The organism is Gilliamella sp. App2-1 (genome assembly GCF_001690255.1).
GTDB classification, from domain to species: Bacteria; Pseudomonadota; Gammaproteobacteria; order Enterobacterales; family Orbaceae; genus Gilliamella; species Gilliamella apicola_G.
Window position 1 is genome coordinate 1 of sequence record NZ_LZGR01000073.1, and the last position, 16270, is coordinate 16270.

The 16270-nt window shown below is 35.0% G+C and carries 9 protein-coding genes and 4 tRNA genes; 3 read left to right on the forward strand and 10 right to left on the reverse strand.

Features of this window, described 5'->3' with window-relative positions:
- Positions 1–363: 363 nt before the first annotated feature.
- The 6 genes from A9G22_RS09960 to A9G22_RS09985 form a co-directional block, all read right to left on the reverse strand.
- Positions 364–438 (reverse strand) — tRNA-Gln (locus tag A9G22_RS09960).
- A 175-nt stretch (positions 439–613) separates the two neighbouring features.
- Positions 614–688: transfer RNA gene (locus tag A9G22_RS09965), tRNA-Gln, on the reverse strand.
- Positions 689–712: 24 nt separating this feature from the next.
- Positions 713–797, reverse strand: a tRNA-Leu gene (locus A9G22_RS09970).
- Positions 798–834: 37 nt separating this feature from the next.
- Positions 835–911: transfer RNA gene (locus A9G22_RS09975), tRNA-Met, on the reverse strand.
- A 116-nt stretch (positions 912–1027) separates the two neighbouring features.
- The gene (locus A9G22_RS09980) at positions 1028–2125 is read right to left on the reverse strand and encodes a CCA tRNA nucleotidyltransferase (protein WP_065586843.1); all 1098 of its coding nucleotides are present in this window, start codon (positions 2123–2125) and stop codon (positions 1028–1030) included.
- A 3-nt stretch (positions 2126–2128) separates the two neighbouring features.
- Complete coding sequence (locus tag A9G22_RS09985) at positions 2129–2740, reverse strand: TIGR04211 family SH3 domain-containing protein (protein WP_065586844.1); 612 nt, start codon at positions 2738–2740, stop codon at positions 2129–2131.
- Between the two features lie 232 nt (positions 2741–2972).
- Between A9G22_RS09985 and A9G22_RS09990 the strand changes: the two genes are divergently transcribed.
- Together A9G22_RS09990 and A9G22_RS09995 are read left to right on the forward strand one after the other, a co-directional pair.
- On the forward strand, positions 2973–5090 hold the full coding sequence (locus tag A9G22_RS09990) for an alpha-galactosidase (RefSeq protein WP_075508815.1): 2118 nt from the start codon (positions 2973–2975) through the stop codon (positions 5088–5090).
- A 344-nt stretch (positions 5091–5434) separates the two neighbouring features.
- Positions 5435–6442 (forward strand): substrate-binding domain-containing protein, encoded by a 1008-nt coding sequence (locus A9G22_RS09995; protein ID WP_075508816.1) that lies wholly within the window; start codon positions 5435–5437, stop codon positions 6440–6442.
- Positions 6443–6588: 146 nt separating this feature from the next.
- Here the strand turns inward: A9G22_RS09995 and A9G22_RS10000 are convergent, their stop codons facing one another.
- On the reverse strand, positions 6589–8307 hold the full coding sequence (locus A9G22_RS10000; protein ID WP_075508817.1) for a carbohydrate porin: 1719 nt from the start codon (positions 8305–8307) through the stop codon (positions 6589–6591).
- Between the two features lie 435 nt (positions 8308–8742).
- Between A9G22_RS10000 and A9G22_RS10005 the strand changes: the two genes are divergently transcribed.
- A complete protein-coding gene (locus A9G22_RS10005; RefSeq protein ID WP_065586848.1) occupies positions 8743–11829 on the forward strand; it encodes a beta-galactosidase in 3087 nt (1028 codons plus the stop codon).
- A 98-nt stretch (positions 11830–11927) separates the two neighbouring features.
- Here A9G22_RS10005 and recB read toward each other — a convergent pair whose 3' ends face one another.
- From recB to A9G22_RS10020, 3 genes are read right to left on the reverse strand one after another with little or no spacing between them, the layout of a single operon-like run.
- Entirely contained in the window at positions 11928–15404 is a 3477-nt protein-coding gene (recB, locus tag A9G22_RS10010; RefSeq protein ID WP_075508818.1) for an exodeoxyribonuclease V subunit beta, read from the reverse strand.
- The gene (gene sixA / locus A9G22_RS10015; protein WP_218056170.1) at positions 15383–15826 is read right to left on the reverse strand and encodes a phosphohistidine phosphatase SixA; all 444 of its coding nucleotides are present in this window, start codon (positions 15824–15826) and stop codon (positions 15383–15385) included. Before sixA ends, recB begins: the two co-directional genes overlap by 22 nt.
- A 25-nt stretch (positions 15827–15851) precedes the next feature.
- Complete coding sequence (locus A9G22_RS10020; protein WP_065586851.1) at positions 15852–16148, reverse strand: YfcZ/YiiS family protein; 297 nt, start codon at positions 16146–16148, stop codon at positions 15852–15854.
- Positions 16149–16270 lie beyond the last annotated feature (122 nt).

The following is a 16270-nucleotide window of genomic DNA, read 5'->3' on the forward strand; positions in this document are numbered from 1 at the left end:
AATAGCAAACTGATTTTTAGATTTAAAAATAAAAACAACCGCCAATTAATCGCCATCCGAAAAATAAATAAAAAAATATTTAATTATTTAGTTGTTTTCATTTGTTTTATTTAAAAATAGAAAGACACCGAATCACTCAGTTGCGGAATAAGAATCCGCTTTTCTCTTTCGTAGCTATATTTCAATTAATATGAAGTGATATCTGGTACGGATAGTGAGGCTTGAATCCGCACACCTTTCAGAACTAGAACCTAAATTTATCATTTATACTAATTCCACCAACCCCATTTAGAAACAATAGAAAAAGTAACTTGGTAAAAATAGACTGAATGATTAGCTATCAAAATAGTGAGGAGATTGAATTGGCTGGGGTACCAGGATTCGAACCTGGGCGTGGCGGGATCAAAACCCGCTGCCTTACCGCTTGGCTATACCCCAATTAATATAAAGTAATACTAGTGCGGATAATAAAATTTAAATCTTCACACTTTTCCGAGCTGGAACTGAATCTAGCGCTTCTACCAATTTCACTATATCCGTTTAGGAATAATCGAAAAGCAAATTGCAAAAATAAACTGAATCATCAGATATCAAAACATTAAGCAGATTGAATTGGCTGGGGTACCAGGATTCGAACCTGGGCGTGGCGGGATCAAAACCCGCTGCCTTACCGCTTGGCTATACCCCAACAAAGATAGAAGTTAATATTAAATGGTGCGGGTGGAGAGACTTGAACTCACACACCTTGCGGCGCCAGAACCTAAATCTGGTGCGTCTACCAATTTCGCCACACCCGCACTGAATACTTCCGGTAAAAGTACTACCTAATATTAATGGTGGCTACGACGGGATTCGAACCTGTGACCCCATCATTATGAGTGATGTGCTCTAACCAACTGAGCTACGTAGCCATTCATTTGCAACACCATAACCAACGTTGCGAGGCGCATTATGCTTGTGTTACGTCAAATCGTCAACCCTTTTTTTAAGATATTTTGAAAAAAAATGATGATTGATTAAGATGCAATCAAATCCAGTTTAATAACGCTTCAATTCGCCTTTTTTGTAACTCAAAATAAATTTGTTTTCCTATATATCCTTCAGCAATGATTTGTTGCACATTGACATCATTGGCAATTTTATAAGCTTTTTTTAGATAATTTGCTTGTGTAAATGATGTTGTTTTAGCAAAAACTTGGCTTGCAATAATTAATTGGTCAAGATGCGAAGGATTGCGCCATACATCAATACTATTTAGTAAAGAAACAATTTGTTCTGCAGTAAGTGTTTGCACTCTCTCAAGATCGTGACGATATTGCTGAACCATGATGGCTACTTTAGTATAGTTATTGGGAGCTTTAAATTTTGCACATAATACTTCAGCTGTTGACTTGTTAGGTAACTGTGCACACAACACAGCAAAACGGATAGTTAAATCATCTGTTAATAAAGCAGATTTTTTTAATGCATTAATAATATCGGTTGATAAACCTAACGATGGAAACAGCAACTTAAGTGCTCCACATTGTTGTAGCACTTGAAAATAGATTTGGGGATTTAAAGTCGACAATGCCTTTTCAGTTTCCTTCCATACACGCTCTGGTGTTAGATAACTAACCTCACCAGCGGATACCATTTGTTTCATCAGTTCTAAAGTTTGTGGCGCTACTATAAAACCTAATTGGTGAAAACGCGCAGCAAAGCGTGCCACACGTAATATACGTAGTGGATCTTCTCGAAAAGCTGGTGAGATATGGCGCAAGATTTTATGTTTAATGTCATCAACACCATGATAAGGATCGATGATATTGCCGTTTTCATCCATGGCTATGGCGTTAATGGTTAAATCACGGCGCATAAGATCTTGTTCTAATGTGATTTCTTTACCAAAATCGCATATAAATCCAGTATACCCTTTACCGAATTTACGTTCAGTACGAGCCAATGCGTATTCTTCTTTTGTGTCAGGGTGTAAAAACACTGGGAAGTCTTTACCCACTTGTTGATATCCTAACGCCAAAAGCTCGTCTGGGGTAGCGCCAACAATAACCCAATCATGGTCGGCAACTGGCAGATGTAACAATCTATCTCGTACTCCTCCCCCTACAAGATAAATTTTACTCATCTATCACATCCAACGATCTTTTTTGCGTCGACTAGATATAATACTTGGTAATATAAGTCCTAAAATAAGACCTCCGCCAGCAACAAGACCACCATAGGTAAACCAAGTTACAATAAGATCTCGACGTTTATCATCCACTTGATTTAGCATTGATTCAATTCGTGCTCCTTGCTCTTTTACCTTTTGCTCTAAAGCTTCATTTTTATTTTGTAGTGTTTCAATTGATTTTTCAGCCGATTGCAATTTTTGGACATAATCACTCACCAATTTTTGTTGATAAGCTTCAGCGTTATCAACTCTATCTTGATATTCTGCCAGCTTTGCTTCTAACAATGGTAAGCGTTCTTTATAGCTAGGTTGTTCATTTAGTTTAGAAGTTTCAATCCAAGCTACACGCCCATTTTTAAGTTGAATGCGGGTATATTTACCATCTGCGCTCTTTTCAAGCTCAACGACTTTTTCGCCAGCTTTAACCGCGTTAGAAAATGCATATTGTGAACCAGGGCCTCGATGCAAATAAACATCAACATCATCAGACACATATTTGTCTATAGCGTAAGTATCAAAAAAAATCGCAAAAAGCGAAAGCATCGCAATAATATTTTGTTTTTTCATTATATTCCCAATATTTACCTATAAATAATCTCATAATAACACAAATAACCAACAATTCGCATATTCATTTTATGACAAATGGTTTTAAAGTCTAAATTAAAAGCAAGGACCTGATAAATGAAATCGATTACAATTTATGAGATCTTAATCACAAAATATGAAATTAAAGATATTTTTTTAGGTAAATTGCTTTTATTTTATATAAATGACAAATTATAAGATTGGAGTCATTATGAATTATCGTCTTAAAAATAACTATATAGATGTCTTGTTCCGCACTACTCCTTATGCTGAATTATGCTATTTTGGTAAACGATTACATAATTTACAACCTAAAGCGGTTGAAATGCTGCTCCCTGCTGTACCTAATTCTCGTATAGACACTAATGTGCCGTTCACCCTTTGTCCGGAAGAAGGTTTAGGTAATTTTAGTACGCCAGGGCTTGAAGGACATCGAAATGGTAAAGATTGGTCTCCCGTTTTTGTTACCAAAGATGTCATTAACACAGATAATAACATTACTATTATTAGTGAAGATAGTATTGCTAAACTTCGTTTAACTAGTTATTTTATTTTAGATAAAAGTGGAGTGCTACAATGTCAAAATACCTTAACCAATTTGGGTAACGAGCCATATCAAGTTAATCGTTTTTCGGTTACACTTCCTATTCCTGAACGAGCTCAAGAATTAATGGCGTTTAGTGGTCGTTGGATTAAAGAGTTCTTCCCCCATCGAATCAAAATATCCCATTGCGGTTATTTACAAGAAAATCGCCGAGGTAGAACATCACACGAGTATTTCCCTGGTATGATGATTGGTACAGAAGGTTTCAAAGAACAAACTGGCGAAGTTTGGGGGATTCATTTGGGTTGGAGTGGTAACCATCGTATTCAAGTTGCCGTCAAAAGTAATGGTAAGCGTTTTATTCAAGCTGAAGCATTATATCTTGCTGGTGAAATATCACTCGCTAAAAATGAATCTTTAAGTACACCTTGGTTATATGCGACCTATAGTGATGAAGGCTTAAATAAAATGAGCCACCACTTTCATGAGTTTTTACGTAGTCACATTATTAAATTTACTAAAAATAAACCCCGTCCTGTCCATCTCAATACTTGGGAAGGCATTTTTTTTGACCATAACCCTGATTATATTATGAAAATGGCAACTAAAGCCGCCCAAATTGGTGTGGAACGCTTTATTATTGATGATGGTTGGTTTGGTAACCGTGACGATGATTATCAAGGCTTAGGAGATTGGTATTTAGATGAACGAAAATATCCAAACGGTTTAGAACCAGTGATTAAACACGTTAAAGACCTTGGTATGGAATTTGGTATTTGGGTTGAGCCAGAGATGATCAATAAAAATTCAGATCTTTATCGTACCCATCCAGATTGGTTGCTTGAGCTACCAGGTTATCATCAGCCAGAAGGTCGCCATCAATATTTACTTGATTTACAACGCCCCGAGGTTTTTGAATATCTGCTTGAAAGACTAACATGGTTACTCGGTAGTTATGACATTGATTATATTAAATGGGATATGAATCGAGAAATTGTTCAACCAGGCCATAAAGGTAATCCAGCAATTTTAGGTCAAACTAAAGCGCTTTACCGATTACTTGATATTTTGCAAGAAAAATTCCCTGATGTTGAAATTGAATCTTGCTCATCAGGAGGAGGGCGCATCGATTATGAGATGTTAAAGCGTACACAACGGTTTTGGACTTCGGATTCTAATGATGCATTAGATAGACAAATAATTCAACGTGGTATGAGTTACTTTTTCCCACCAGAAGTGATGGGTGCGCATATTGGCGGTGCTTTATGTCATACCACATTCCGCGAACTGCATATGAATTTGCGTGGTTTAACAGCTTTATTTGGTCATATGGGCGTTGAACTCGATCCAGTGAAGGAGCCTGAGCAAGAACAAAAAGGCTTTGCACATTATATTAGTTTACATAAGCAGTTGCGTTCTTTATTACATAGTGGTAACACTGTACGTTTAGATGTTGATGATAGCCCAGCGATGCAAAGTTATGGTGTTGTAAGCCAAGATAAAAAAGAAGCTGCGTTTATCATTGCTCAATTAACATTACCAACTTATGCGTTAAGTGGTAATTTGCGATTAACAGGCTTGTTAGCCGATAAGCTATACCAAATTGAGGTGCTAGATATGCCTGATAACATCGATCCTACAATAAATGGCCATGTTATGAAAACATTACCGCAATGGATGAAGACTCAAACAATCCTGACTGGTAATTGGTTAATGCATGTGGGATTGCCTTTACCAGTGCTTGATCCGGCAACAGCAATGTTAATAAAAGTGACTGCTAACTAATATTATTAACGCCCTTAACTTAATTATTTAGCAACTAACTAGCAGGAGGAATGAGTTAAATTACTAATCCTCCTCAATATTCAATTACTACTAAAACGATTGTGGTTGTTGATACGTTAATGATATTATTGGCAAACACTTTTTTTTACCTTATTATAGTTAATTAAGTCATATATTAAGACTATTGCAAGTCTAATCAGCTTAAAGATGTCAGCAAAAGAAGATAGTTAACTTTCGCTTTATGTACCTATTTTTTTATATTGTTGATGACCGTCAAATCGCTATATTGACAATATATTGAGCATAAATATTTTATCAGTGGTAATTAATTAATAAGGTTTTTTATGGCGACAATAAAAGATGTTGCACGTTTAGCAAAAGTATCAGTTGCAACCGTGTCTCGCGTGATTAATAACGCAAATAACGTGCGAGATAATACACGAGTTACCGTAAAAAATGCCATGGAAACATTAAACTACTATCCTGATGCTAATGCACGAGCTTTGTCACAGCAAAATTCGAATACCATTGGTATTATTGTAGCCGATGTTTCAGATCCGTTTTTTGGCGCTATGGTTAGTACCGTTGAAAAAGTTGCTTCACGAACTGGGCATTTTTTGTTGATTGGCAATGGTTATCATAATGAGCAACAAGAATATAATGCCATTACTCAATTGATTGAACATCGCTGTTCATCGTTAGTTGTACATGCCAAAATGATCCCCGATTGTACCCTTAAAAAATTTATGCAACAAGTGCCAGGAATGGTTCTGATTAACCGCATTGTAAAAGGGTTCGAAAAGCGCTGTATTGCCCTTGATGATCGCTATGGTTCTTATCTTGCAGTCAAGCATTTAATTCAACATGGACATACTAAAATTGGTTATTTATGTTCAAATCATAACATCTCTGATTCATCTGATCGTTTACAAGGTTATAAAGACGCATTGTTAGAACATGGTATCAACGTTAATGAAAACCTGATCGCTATTGGTTTACCAAATGAAATAGGTGGCGAACAGGCAATGATGTCATTGCTTGAACGAAACAACAATATCACCGCAATCGCTTGTTATAACGACTCAATGGCAGCTGGTGCAATGTCTGTACTTTATGATAATGATATTGAGATTCCAAACGATATTTCGATCATTGGTTTTGATGATCTCGTTTTATCACGTTATTTACACCCTAAATTAACCACCATTCGTTATCCATTACAAACAATGGCAGAACAAGCTGCTGAATTAGCATTAAAGTTAGCTAAAGGTGAAGCACCACCTTCAAATTTAATCAACATTTTTATACCAACACTCACGAAACGTTATTCAATAAATTTCATTAGACATTAACTATTTAATATCTAATGAAATTAAATAATACAGTAAATAGATATCAACAAACTATCCATTTCTCATCTGACCTATATAAGTAATTTTGTCTTACTAATAATTCAGATCATGAACTTAGTATTATCTTCTATTACGTAAAATTATCATTAAAACCAAACTTCTGTTTGTACACCAAAACTAATTTGATGATCTTCACCATTAAAATCAAATTTACTAATATCATTTTGTAACGCTTCTATATAAGAAACATAAAAGCGGATATCAGGCCTTGAAGATAAAATACTTTTTCCAACTTTGAATGAATGATAAAGTGTTGTTTTGTATCCCTCTTCAACATAAGTTTTACTTTTGACTTTATTCTTTTGCCTAAAGTAACCTACTTCAATACCGCTTTGATTGTAAGTATCCCATATATAAGCAGGTCTTATTGCTGATTTAAAGCTCATAAAATCGGTATGCGCAAGATGAAGATCATAAGAATAAATATCATTGCCCGAAGTTAACGCCAAAGCATGAGCAACAATCATATCATCGCTTAAATAGGCTTCACCTTCTGATACGAAGCGATAAGCTTTACCACCAGTATGCGTTCCAATATAGTCATTATCCGAATTACTGGCAAACTCTGGATTATTAGTATTAATGTTAGCTAACTGTGAAGCTACAGAATTGGTGGCCGTCTGTAATGTAAACTGATTAAATCCACCAAAAAATGCATTTTGACGCAATACAAAGCTACCAAGCCAAGCATTTTTAACAGAGATATTATTTTGAATTTTAGATTTATTTGGCGCTGAATAACGCGCATTCACACCAAACGTTGCATCTTTCCATAATGGAATATCACGATAGCGGATTTCTAATTCATTTAAATCAACTTCTTCTTTTTTATATTGGGTAATTTTATTACCATCGCTATCCGTTTTAATGACATCTTTTTTATTTTTCACATTTACATCTGCTCTAACTAAAGCTAAATCAAGTGCACCAATACCCACTTTAAGATTTTCGATCCCAATCCCCCCGCCTGCTGGCGTTTTTTGTGTTTTCCAATCGAGCATTTGTATTTCATTATAAGGTAAAGAATGTTTACCAACCCATAATTTCGCATCAGGAAATCTAGGCACAAAACCTTTAGTTTCTAGATAGATATCTGAAAATTGCATAAGATTATCATCTTGAGTATTAAATAAACCCGCAGCTTTATTGGTTGCCACGTTTCCATCAATCATAACAATTGCATCAACTCTTTTGCCCTCTTGATCATAGACTTTTTGCTTAAAGATAAGATCATACCAACCACCATATTCATTACCAAATCGACCTAATGCACCTTCAGCATAATTTTTAGGTTTGCCATTACTTGAGGTTGACCAACCACCACGGAAGTAGCCGTTATAAGAAAACCCTATTTCATCTTTAATATAGTCTTTAAATTCAGCTAAAGTAAATGATGTCTTTTCTAGATAATTTTCGTCTTGTGTGGTACCAGTTTTTGATGTATTAACTAGCACTATTTGTTTATCATTACTTACTGTCGGAAGATTAACAGAACCCTGTTGTTTTACAATTGTTGGTTTTTGACTATTTTTAAGCGTTTTTCCCTGATTATTTATAACAATTTGTTGTTTTTGAAGATGATTATTTAACTGAGCGAGCTGTTTATTAGACTCAATCACTTGCTTTTTCAAATCATTAGACTCTTGACTAAGTGCTAATAATTTTTGCTCTAATAACGCAATTCTTGCTTCTAACTCATCTTGAGTTGCTGCCAAAGCATTTGGTAAATAACTTAATCCCAGCATAGTCATTAAAGCAATTTGTTTTATCTTTATTTTACATACTATTTTTTTTGAAAATTTCATTTCCCCTCCTATTCATTATTTTAAAAATAGATAAATATCTTTTAAATTTGAGGCAAAAAAAAACCTAAAGAATAGTCATAACTATTCTTTAGGTTTTGCCCGCTATAAGTCGGTAACAATCCAATACCTTTTAATAGGTAATTTCAATATAACTAATAAAAACGACTATTCAAAAACTAAATACTAATAGTGTGATTGATATCACATTAAAAATTATCATTTTATATACAACTTCAACAAGGGTAATTAGCATTCTAAAAAATACCAAAACGGTAAAAAACTTATTAAATAAAAATGTATACGATTAGATAAATGTTAACTTCATCACTGTTTTTAAACACGTGTAATTTATAATCCATAAAAGCTCGATGATAATAATGTTGGTAATCATGAGCAGTCAACATGACATAACAAACCGAATAAGTGGGGAAATATATGAATCCTTCTTTTAATGAAATCATAAACCGACATGATTGGAATAATTTATCTATTTTAAATATTAATCGACTTGATAGCCATCCAAAATTTCATAGCTGGCGAGATAAGCAACAAGCTAAAAATAATAGTAATTCAGACTCGGTATTATCGCTAAATGGTGATTGGTTTTTTAGTTATTATAATAATCCCAAACTAGTACCCGAATCTTGGTTACAAAAAGAGTTAGATCGCACAACTATTCCAGTACCCTCTAATTGGCAATTGCATGGTTATGATGCGCCAGTTTATACCAATATACGTTATCCTTTTCCTTATAATCCACCTAATGTGCCAGAAGAAAACCCGACTGGGTGTTATTCACGCTACATATCCATAACTAAAGAATGGCTAGTTAAAAGTGATACGCGGATTATATTCGATGGAGTTAGTTCTGCTTTTCATCTTTGGTGTAATGGACAATGGGTTGGTTATTCGCAAGATAGCCGAATTCCAGCAGAATTTGATCTAACGCCTTTTTTGCATGTAGGCAAAAACCGCATAGCAGTATTAGTTTTAAAATGGTGTGATGGCAGTTATCTTGAAGATCAAGACATGTGGCGATTAAGTGGTATTTTTCGCGGAGTTTCATTACTGAATAAACCTAAACCACACTTACGTGATATCCTCATTGACACCTTACTTGACGCTTGTTATCAAAATGCCACTTTATCGCTACAGGTTGATGTTCAACATGATGGAAATATGGATTTATTAAATGTCGGTGTTGAATTGTGGTATAAAGATAGATTGGTTGTTGAACATATCCAACCAATCGGTTTACCTTTCACTGATGAAAAAGGAGGATACACTGACCGTTTACACTGTGAAATACCGATTACCAAACCAAAATTATGGAGCGCAGAAAACCCAAACCTTTATCGCATTATTGTTAGTTTATATCACAAAAAAACAGGATTAATTGAATCAGAAGCTTATAACGTTGGATTTAGAACAGTTGAAATCAAAAATGGGCAACTATGCCTAAATGGTAAACCACTTTTGATTAAAGGTACAAATCGCCATGAGTTCTATCCTGATTTGGGATATGCGTTGACTGAAGAAGCAATGTTACATGATATAAAATTGATTAAGCAACATAATTTTAATGCTGTGAGATGCAGCCATTATCCTAATGATCCACGTTGGTATGATCTTTGTGATCAATATGGTTTATATTTGGTTGATGAAGCCAATATTGAATCACATGGTATGTTTCCTATGTCTCGCCTATCGGCAGACCCTCGATGGTTTTCTGCTTATAGTGAACGAGTAACAAGAATGGTTCAATGCAATAGAAATCATCCTTCCATTATAATCTGGTCGCTAGGAAATGAATCAGGACATGGTTCGAATCATGATGCACTTTATGCTTGGATTAAAAGCAACGATCCCACTCGTCCTGTGCAATATGAAGGCGGTGGTGCTAACTCTGCGGCCACCGATATAATTTGTCCAATGTATGCTCGCGTTGAACAAGATCAGCCACACCCTAACGTTGCCAAATGGGCAATAAAAAAATGGGTCTCAATGCCAGATGAAAACCGTCCACTTATTTTATGTGAATATGCCCATGCAATGGGCAACAGCCTAGGAGCATTTTATAAATACTGGCAAGCGTTTAGACAATATCCTAGGTTACAAGGTGGTTTCATTTGGGAGTGGGCTGATCATGGTATACGTCGTTATACTCAATCTGGCGGTAGTTATTGGGCTTATGGTGGGGATTTTGGTGAAGCTTATCATGATCGGCAATTTTGTTTGGATGGATTAGTGTTTCCTGATAGGACTTCTCACCCTAGCCTAATAGAAGCAAAAAAAGTGCAGCAGCCATTTCAATTTGAATTAGTTAGTCAAAAACCGTTGATTATTGATATTACAAGTGAATATTTATTCCGCCATACAAATAATGAAATTTTGTGTTGGGAATTATTAGTCAATGGAAAAAAACATCAAAACGGAAAAATTAAACTTAATATTAAACCAGATAGCTCATTACAAATAACCCTTCTTAACAATATACCAAGTGATTTAAATTGTGAAGACTTACATTTAACAGTCTGTATTATTCAAAATAAATCTACGCCATGGTCACAAGCCGGTCACATTGTTGCATGGGAACAGTGGCGATTAGCTAATTCATATATTCCACCATTAGCTTTTTGCCAAGCAAAAAGTAAGCTAATATTGACTGAAAACCAAGATGATTACATTGTTAATTACAAACACCAGCGTTGGAAATTTAATAAAAAAACAGGGCAACTTTACCAATGGATTAAAGGAAATAAACCACTATTAGCCTCGCCGTTTACTGATCAATTTATTCGTGCTCCTATTGATAATGATATTGGTATTAGTGGCGATTATGATAGTAATAATAATCCATTTGCTTGGATTGAGCAGTGGAAAGCCGCTGGTTATTACAATCTTACTCATCAATGTCTAGATATACAGCTCACACAAACAACTGATAAAATTGTGATAGAAGCTTTACATGTATACTTATTTAAAAACAAAAAGGTCATTCAAAGTAGATGGCAACATCAGTTTGATCAAGAAGGCAATTTGACTTTATCAGTGCAAGTTGATATCGCTAATGATATGCCCGCACCAGCGCGAATTGGCTTAAGTTTTCAAATGAAGCCAATCCCTAAAAAAGTAAAATGGCTTGGTTTAGGGCCTCATGAAAATTATCCTGACCGAAAATCATCCGCTACTTTTGGTGATTGGTCATTACCTTTTTCAGAACTTTATACACCTTATATTTATCCATGTGAAAATGGATTGCGCTGCGACGTTAAAAAACTGCAACTTAACGAAATGACAATAACTGGGCATCAATTTAAATTTAACATCAATCAATATGGCACTGAGCAACTCATGGTAAAAACACACCGCCATTTATTAGCACCCAAGCCATATGCATATGTAAGCATTGATGCTTATCATATGGGGATTGGTGGCGATGATTCTTGGACACCAAATGTACATCCTGAATTTTTACTGACAGAAAAATATTATAGTTATCAACTGGTTTTTAAGTGTTAATTAAAAACAATTAACTATATAAAAAATAAGGCACTAATCACTTGTGCCTTATTTTTAGTTATTTAATCTATTTTTCAACACTGAGAGTTTTTAATGTCTTATAGCTCATTCGATACATTCCCTTCAAACAACTTATCAAGTTCTTCGATAAACGCTTGCTCAGGTAGATGGTAAAAGATACCATGCTCGGGCATACCACGCAAAAACAGATAGTAAACGCCCCCAAAATGGGTTTGATATTGGTAATTGGCTAAACGACCTTTTAAAAAGCGATGCAAGGCTAAACAGTAAAGTTGGTATTGTAGGTCGTAGCGATGTTCACACATCACTTTTTCTAGTGCTTCTTGATTATAAGAATCAACGCATTCACCTAACCAATTTGATTTATAATCAACCAAATAATATTTCCCTTCGAATTTAAAGACTAAATCAATAAACCCTCTTAGCATGCCTTGTACCGAATCAAAATCTAACTTAGGACATAATCTTGATAAACGATCATATTGTTTGCACAGACTATCTAATTGCTGGCTAGTTACAGTTTTGCGTATAGGAAGATAAAATTGTAATTCGTTAATATGTTGCCCCATTAACACTTGCGATAATATTAAATTTGGATCATGCAGTGGTGTAGTCAATACTTGTTGCATCCAATTCGTTACTACACCACTCCATGCTGTCTCTAAATTGAGTTTTTTTACCATTTGATTACATAATTCATCAAGGTTATCTGGTGTGATCTCTTCCATAATGCTGTGCATTAATGTACCCACATATGCCCCTTTCGGAAAGTGGTGGATATCATATTGTATATCGGTTGACGGAGCATTAGCAGGTTCAAGTTGGAGCTCATCCCAATCATTAATAATATCGGGATTGTAAGCCAATATGGCATGATTATGTTTTTGTAATTCAGTATAACTTGTGACTCGCCAACTGCTTGATAGCTTACGCGAAAACTCATTCGCCGATAAGAATTGGCTTGGTAAAATTTGAGAAATATACTGTTCGTTCTCTATCGGTAATTGTACTTCAACTAAATTGGCCATATTGGCAATTGATCTTAGTTCATTTTTTAATAAATGATTAATCGCTGATTGACTTTTCTTCAACGACGCAAGCCCAATACTGCAATGATAAACTGAACGGGTCATTGCTACATATAATAACCGCAAATCTTCAGCAAGGCGTTCATTTTCTATCTGTTGTTTAATCTCGTCGGACAGTAACCATGCATAGGTTGTTTGATAGTCATTGTCTTTATCATGATAAAATTGACTATCCGCCTCACGATACATCGAAATAAATGGCAACCACACAATTGGGAATTCCAGCCCCTTGGATTTATGAATAGTAATTATTTTGACAAGGTTTTCATCACTTTCAAGGCGTTGCTGGTGATTTTCTAAATTAGGATCGGGGCTAACTATTTGTTTTGTCAACCAACGCATTAACGCATGTGGACTATCTAATTCATTTGATGCTTCTTGGAGTAACTCGCCTAAATGCATTAAATTGGTTAACGTTCGTTCACCATCTTGGCGAGCTAATATGTTTTCAGCTAAATGACGTTTTTTCATCATTCTGCGTAACATCACTAATACACCATAATATTGCCAAATTGCTTGGTATTGTTTGAACTCTTCAACTAAACTTTCCCATCTGTCTTGATCGTCAGTGATTTGTTCAAGTTCAGTCATGGTTTGCCCTAATAATGATGTCATTAATGCTAGTCTTAATGTTGTTTCGTTTTCAGGCATTAAGACCGCTTGCAATAAACTCAATACATCATTTGCCTCAATTGAAGAAAAGACACTACTATTGTTTGATAAATAAACACTTTTAATGCCGTAATTGGACAATTTTTGTTGAATAATTTCGGCTTCACGACCTGTGCGAACTAAGATCGCAATATCAGCTGTAGTGACAGGGCGTTGTTTTTCTTCATTATCAATTAATATTGAAGAATTAGACAATAAAGACAAAATTTGATTAGCACAACAACTTGCTATATGTTCTTGATAATCTGTATTGGTTGCAATGCCATCAGGCAGTAAATAAGCTGTGAGTGCGGCAACTTCTTGGTTATTCACTTGCAAAGACTTTTGTTGATTCCTTTTTGCCGCATCCATGGGTAAAAATGGAATATCTTCAAATATAAATGGATTATTACAATTAGCGAATAATTGATTAACCGCTTTAACCATCGAAACCGATGAACGATGGTTGACATCCATAGTAAAATAATTTTCTCCAGTCGATTGTTTAGCTTTTAAATAAGTGAATATATCAGCTCCCCGAAAGCTGTAAATCGCTTGTTTGGGATCGCCAATAAAGAGTAAACCTCGATCTGGCTGTTGGTTATCATAAATACGGTTAAAAATTTGGTACTGCGTGGGATCGGTATCTTGAAATTCATCAATCAAGGCAACGCGGTATTTTGACGCTATAGATTGCGCTAATCGTTTACCTGTTTTTGCTTGTAACGCGCGGTTAAGTTGCCCAATAAGATCATCAAAGCTCATTTCACCATGTTTGAGCTTTTCGTCATAAAGCCCTTTTTGAATCACGCTAACAATATCCATTAAGATTTGGCTACGCAAGTCCAACGACTGTGTATATAGATCGTCAATTTGTTCAAAAACAAAATGACATGGCGCATTCTTTCCTTCTTTTGTCTTTTCGATTAATACCGATTGCTTAAATTTTTTAAGTTCATCTGGTAATTCAAACGTTTGAGTTGCGCTGTTAGCCCATGCTGATACTTTAATGACCCAATTGGGTAAATATCGGCTACTATAAGATTGTTTGCTGACACCTGATTGAGTAATGATATTGACTAATTCATCAGATAAATCTAACCAAGACTTTTTAACATTTTCAATTATTTCATAATTTTTTAGATAAAACGCCTTAATTGTTGTACCGATATCTGGATTTAACTTGTTAGTATTGTTAAGATTTAAACCTAAATAAGGTGTGATATCTTTTAATAATGCAGCTGGATCTTGCCATGTAGCAAGTACCAAATAAGCAAGCTGTTTATCAAGTGGCGTAAAATAGTGACGCCAAAACTCTTGTGTTACCCTTAATTTCAGTTGAGATTCATCAGAAATTAGCTTTTGTTCAAATAAAACACCTGACTCAAACGCATGGCTAGTTAATATACGCTGACAAAAACTATGAATAGTATAAATTGCCGCGTCATCCATTGATTGTTGAGCTACAGTAAGTCGTTGTATTGCTAATTTGTGATCATCGATTAACTCAATGAGTTGTTGATAAATCGGATCTTTATGCTGCTGTTGTTGTAGTCCAATTCGTAATTCTTGAATATTTTGTCTTATCCGTGAACGTAGTTCTTGAGTTGCAGCTTTAGTAAAAGTAACAACCAAAATTTCATTAACGTCTAAGGGTCTTGGATAACTATTTTGACCAATACCAAGCAATAATCTTAAATAAATAAAGGCGAGCGAATAAGTTTTACCGGTTCCTGCCGATGCTTCAATTAAGGTTCGACCAGTTAAAGGTAAATCAAAAAGATTGAGTTTTTTTACTCTGCTTGATAAAACCATTCAAGCTTTCCCGCAGATTCTGGCAATAAATTAATACAAGCAATTGCAGCAGTAGGAAACATAGGCGGAGAGACTTGTGGACAAAGTTCATTAACTAAATATCCTACTAATGGCAAATGTGATACCACAATCACATTTTCAATCCCATCGGCTAACAATAATGTTAATACGTCAACAATATGAGATGGGCTACCACTAGGTACTAAAAATCGATTAGTTTCAACTTTATCGACACGAACATGCGATGATAATTCTGTCAATGTTTGTTGTGCTCGTAGATAAGGACTCACTAAGCCAAAATCAAATTGATAATTTTGCTGTTTAAGCCATATTCCAGCTTGATTTGACTGAATAATACCATAATTTGTTAATGTCCGACTTGAATCTGATGAAGCAGAAAATCCTGCTTCACCATGTCTCATAATACAAACTTTCATCAATATTTAATTAACGTAATTTTAATTGGAAAATCATGGATTCTGCACCACAGCAAAAAGTGAATTTTACTGTTAATTTAAAGCCATCATTAATTTTTTCAATATTGCTCTCAATTTGGCAAGGCTCAGTTTCAACATCTTTGGCAGCTTGTGTTAATGATGCCAACTTTTGTTGAGCTTCAGATTCTGTCGCAAAAACGCGCTCATATTCAGCGCTACAATCTTCATTGTCAATTATTGTACCCACATCCACGCAACAACATGCGGCTGTTTCGTTTGCTTTACATTTGTTTAAAGAATCTGTCATGCTCTACACCTCTATTACCAGTTGATATGATTCATAGTATACTCTTAATCATAACTTAGGGCAAAGTACTAACGCTGTTTTGTTTTAGTTATTTATAATAACTTGATAACTAACCGCTCTAA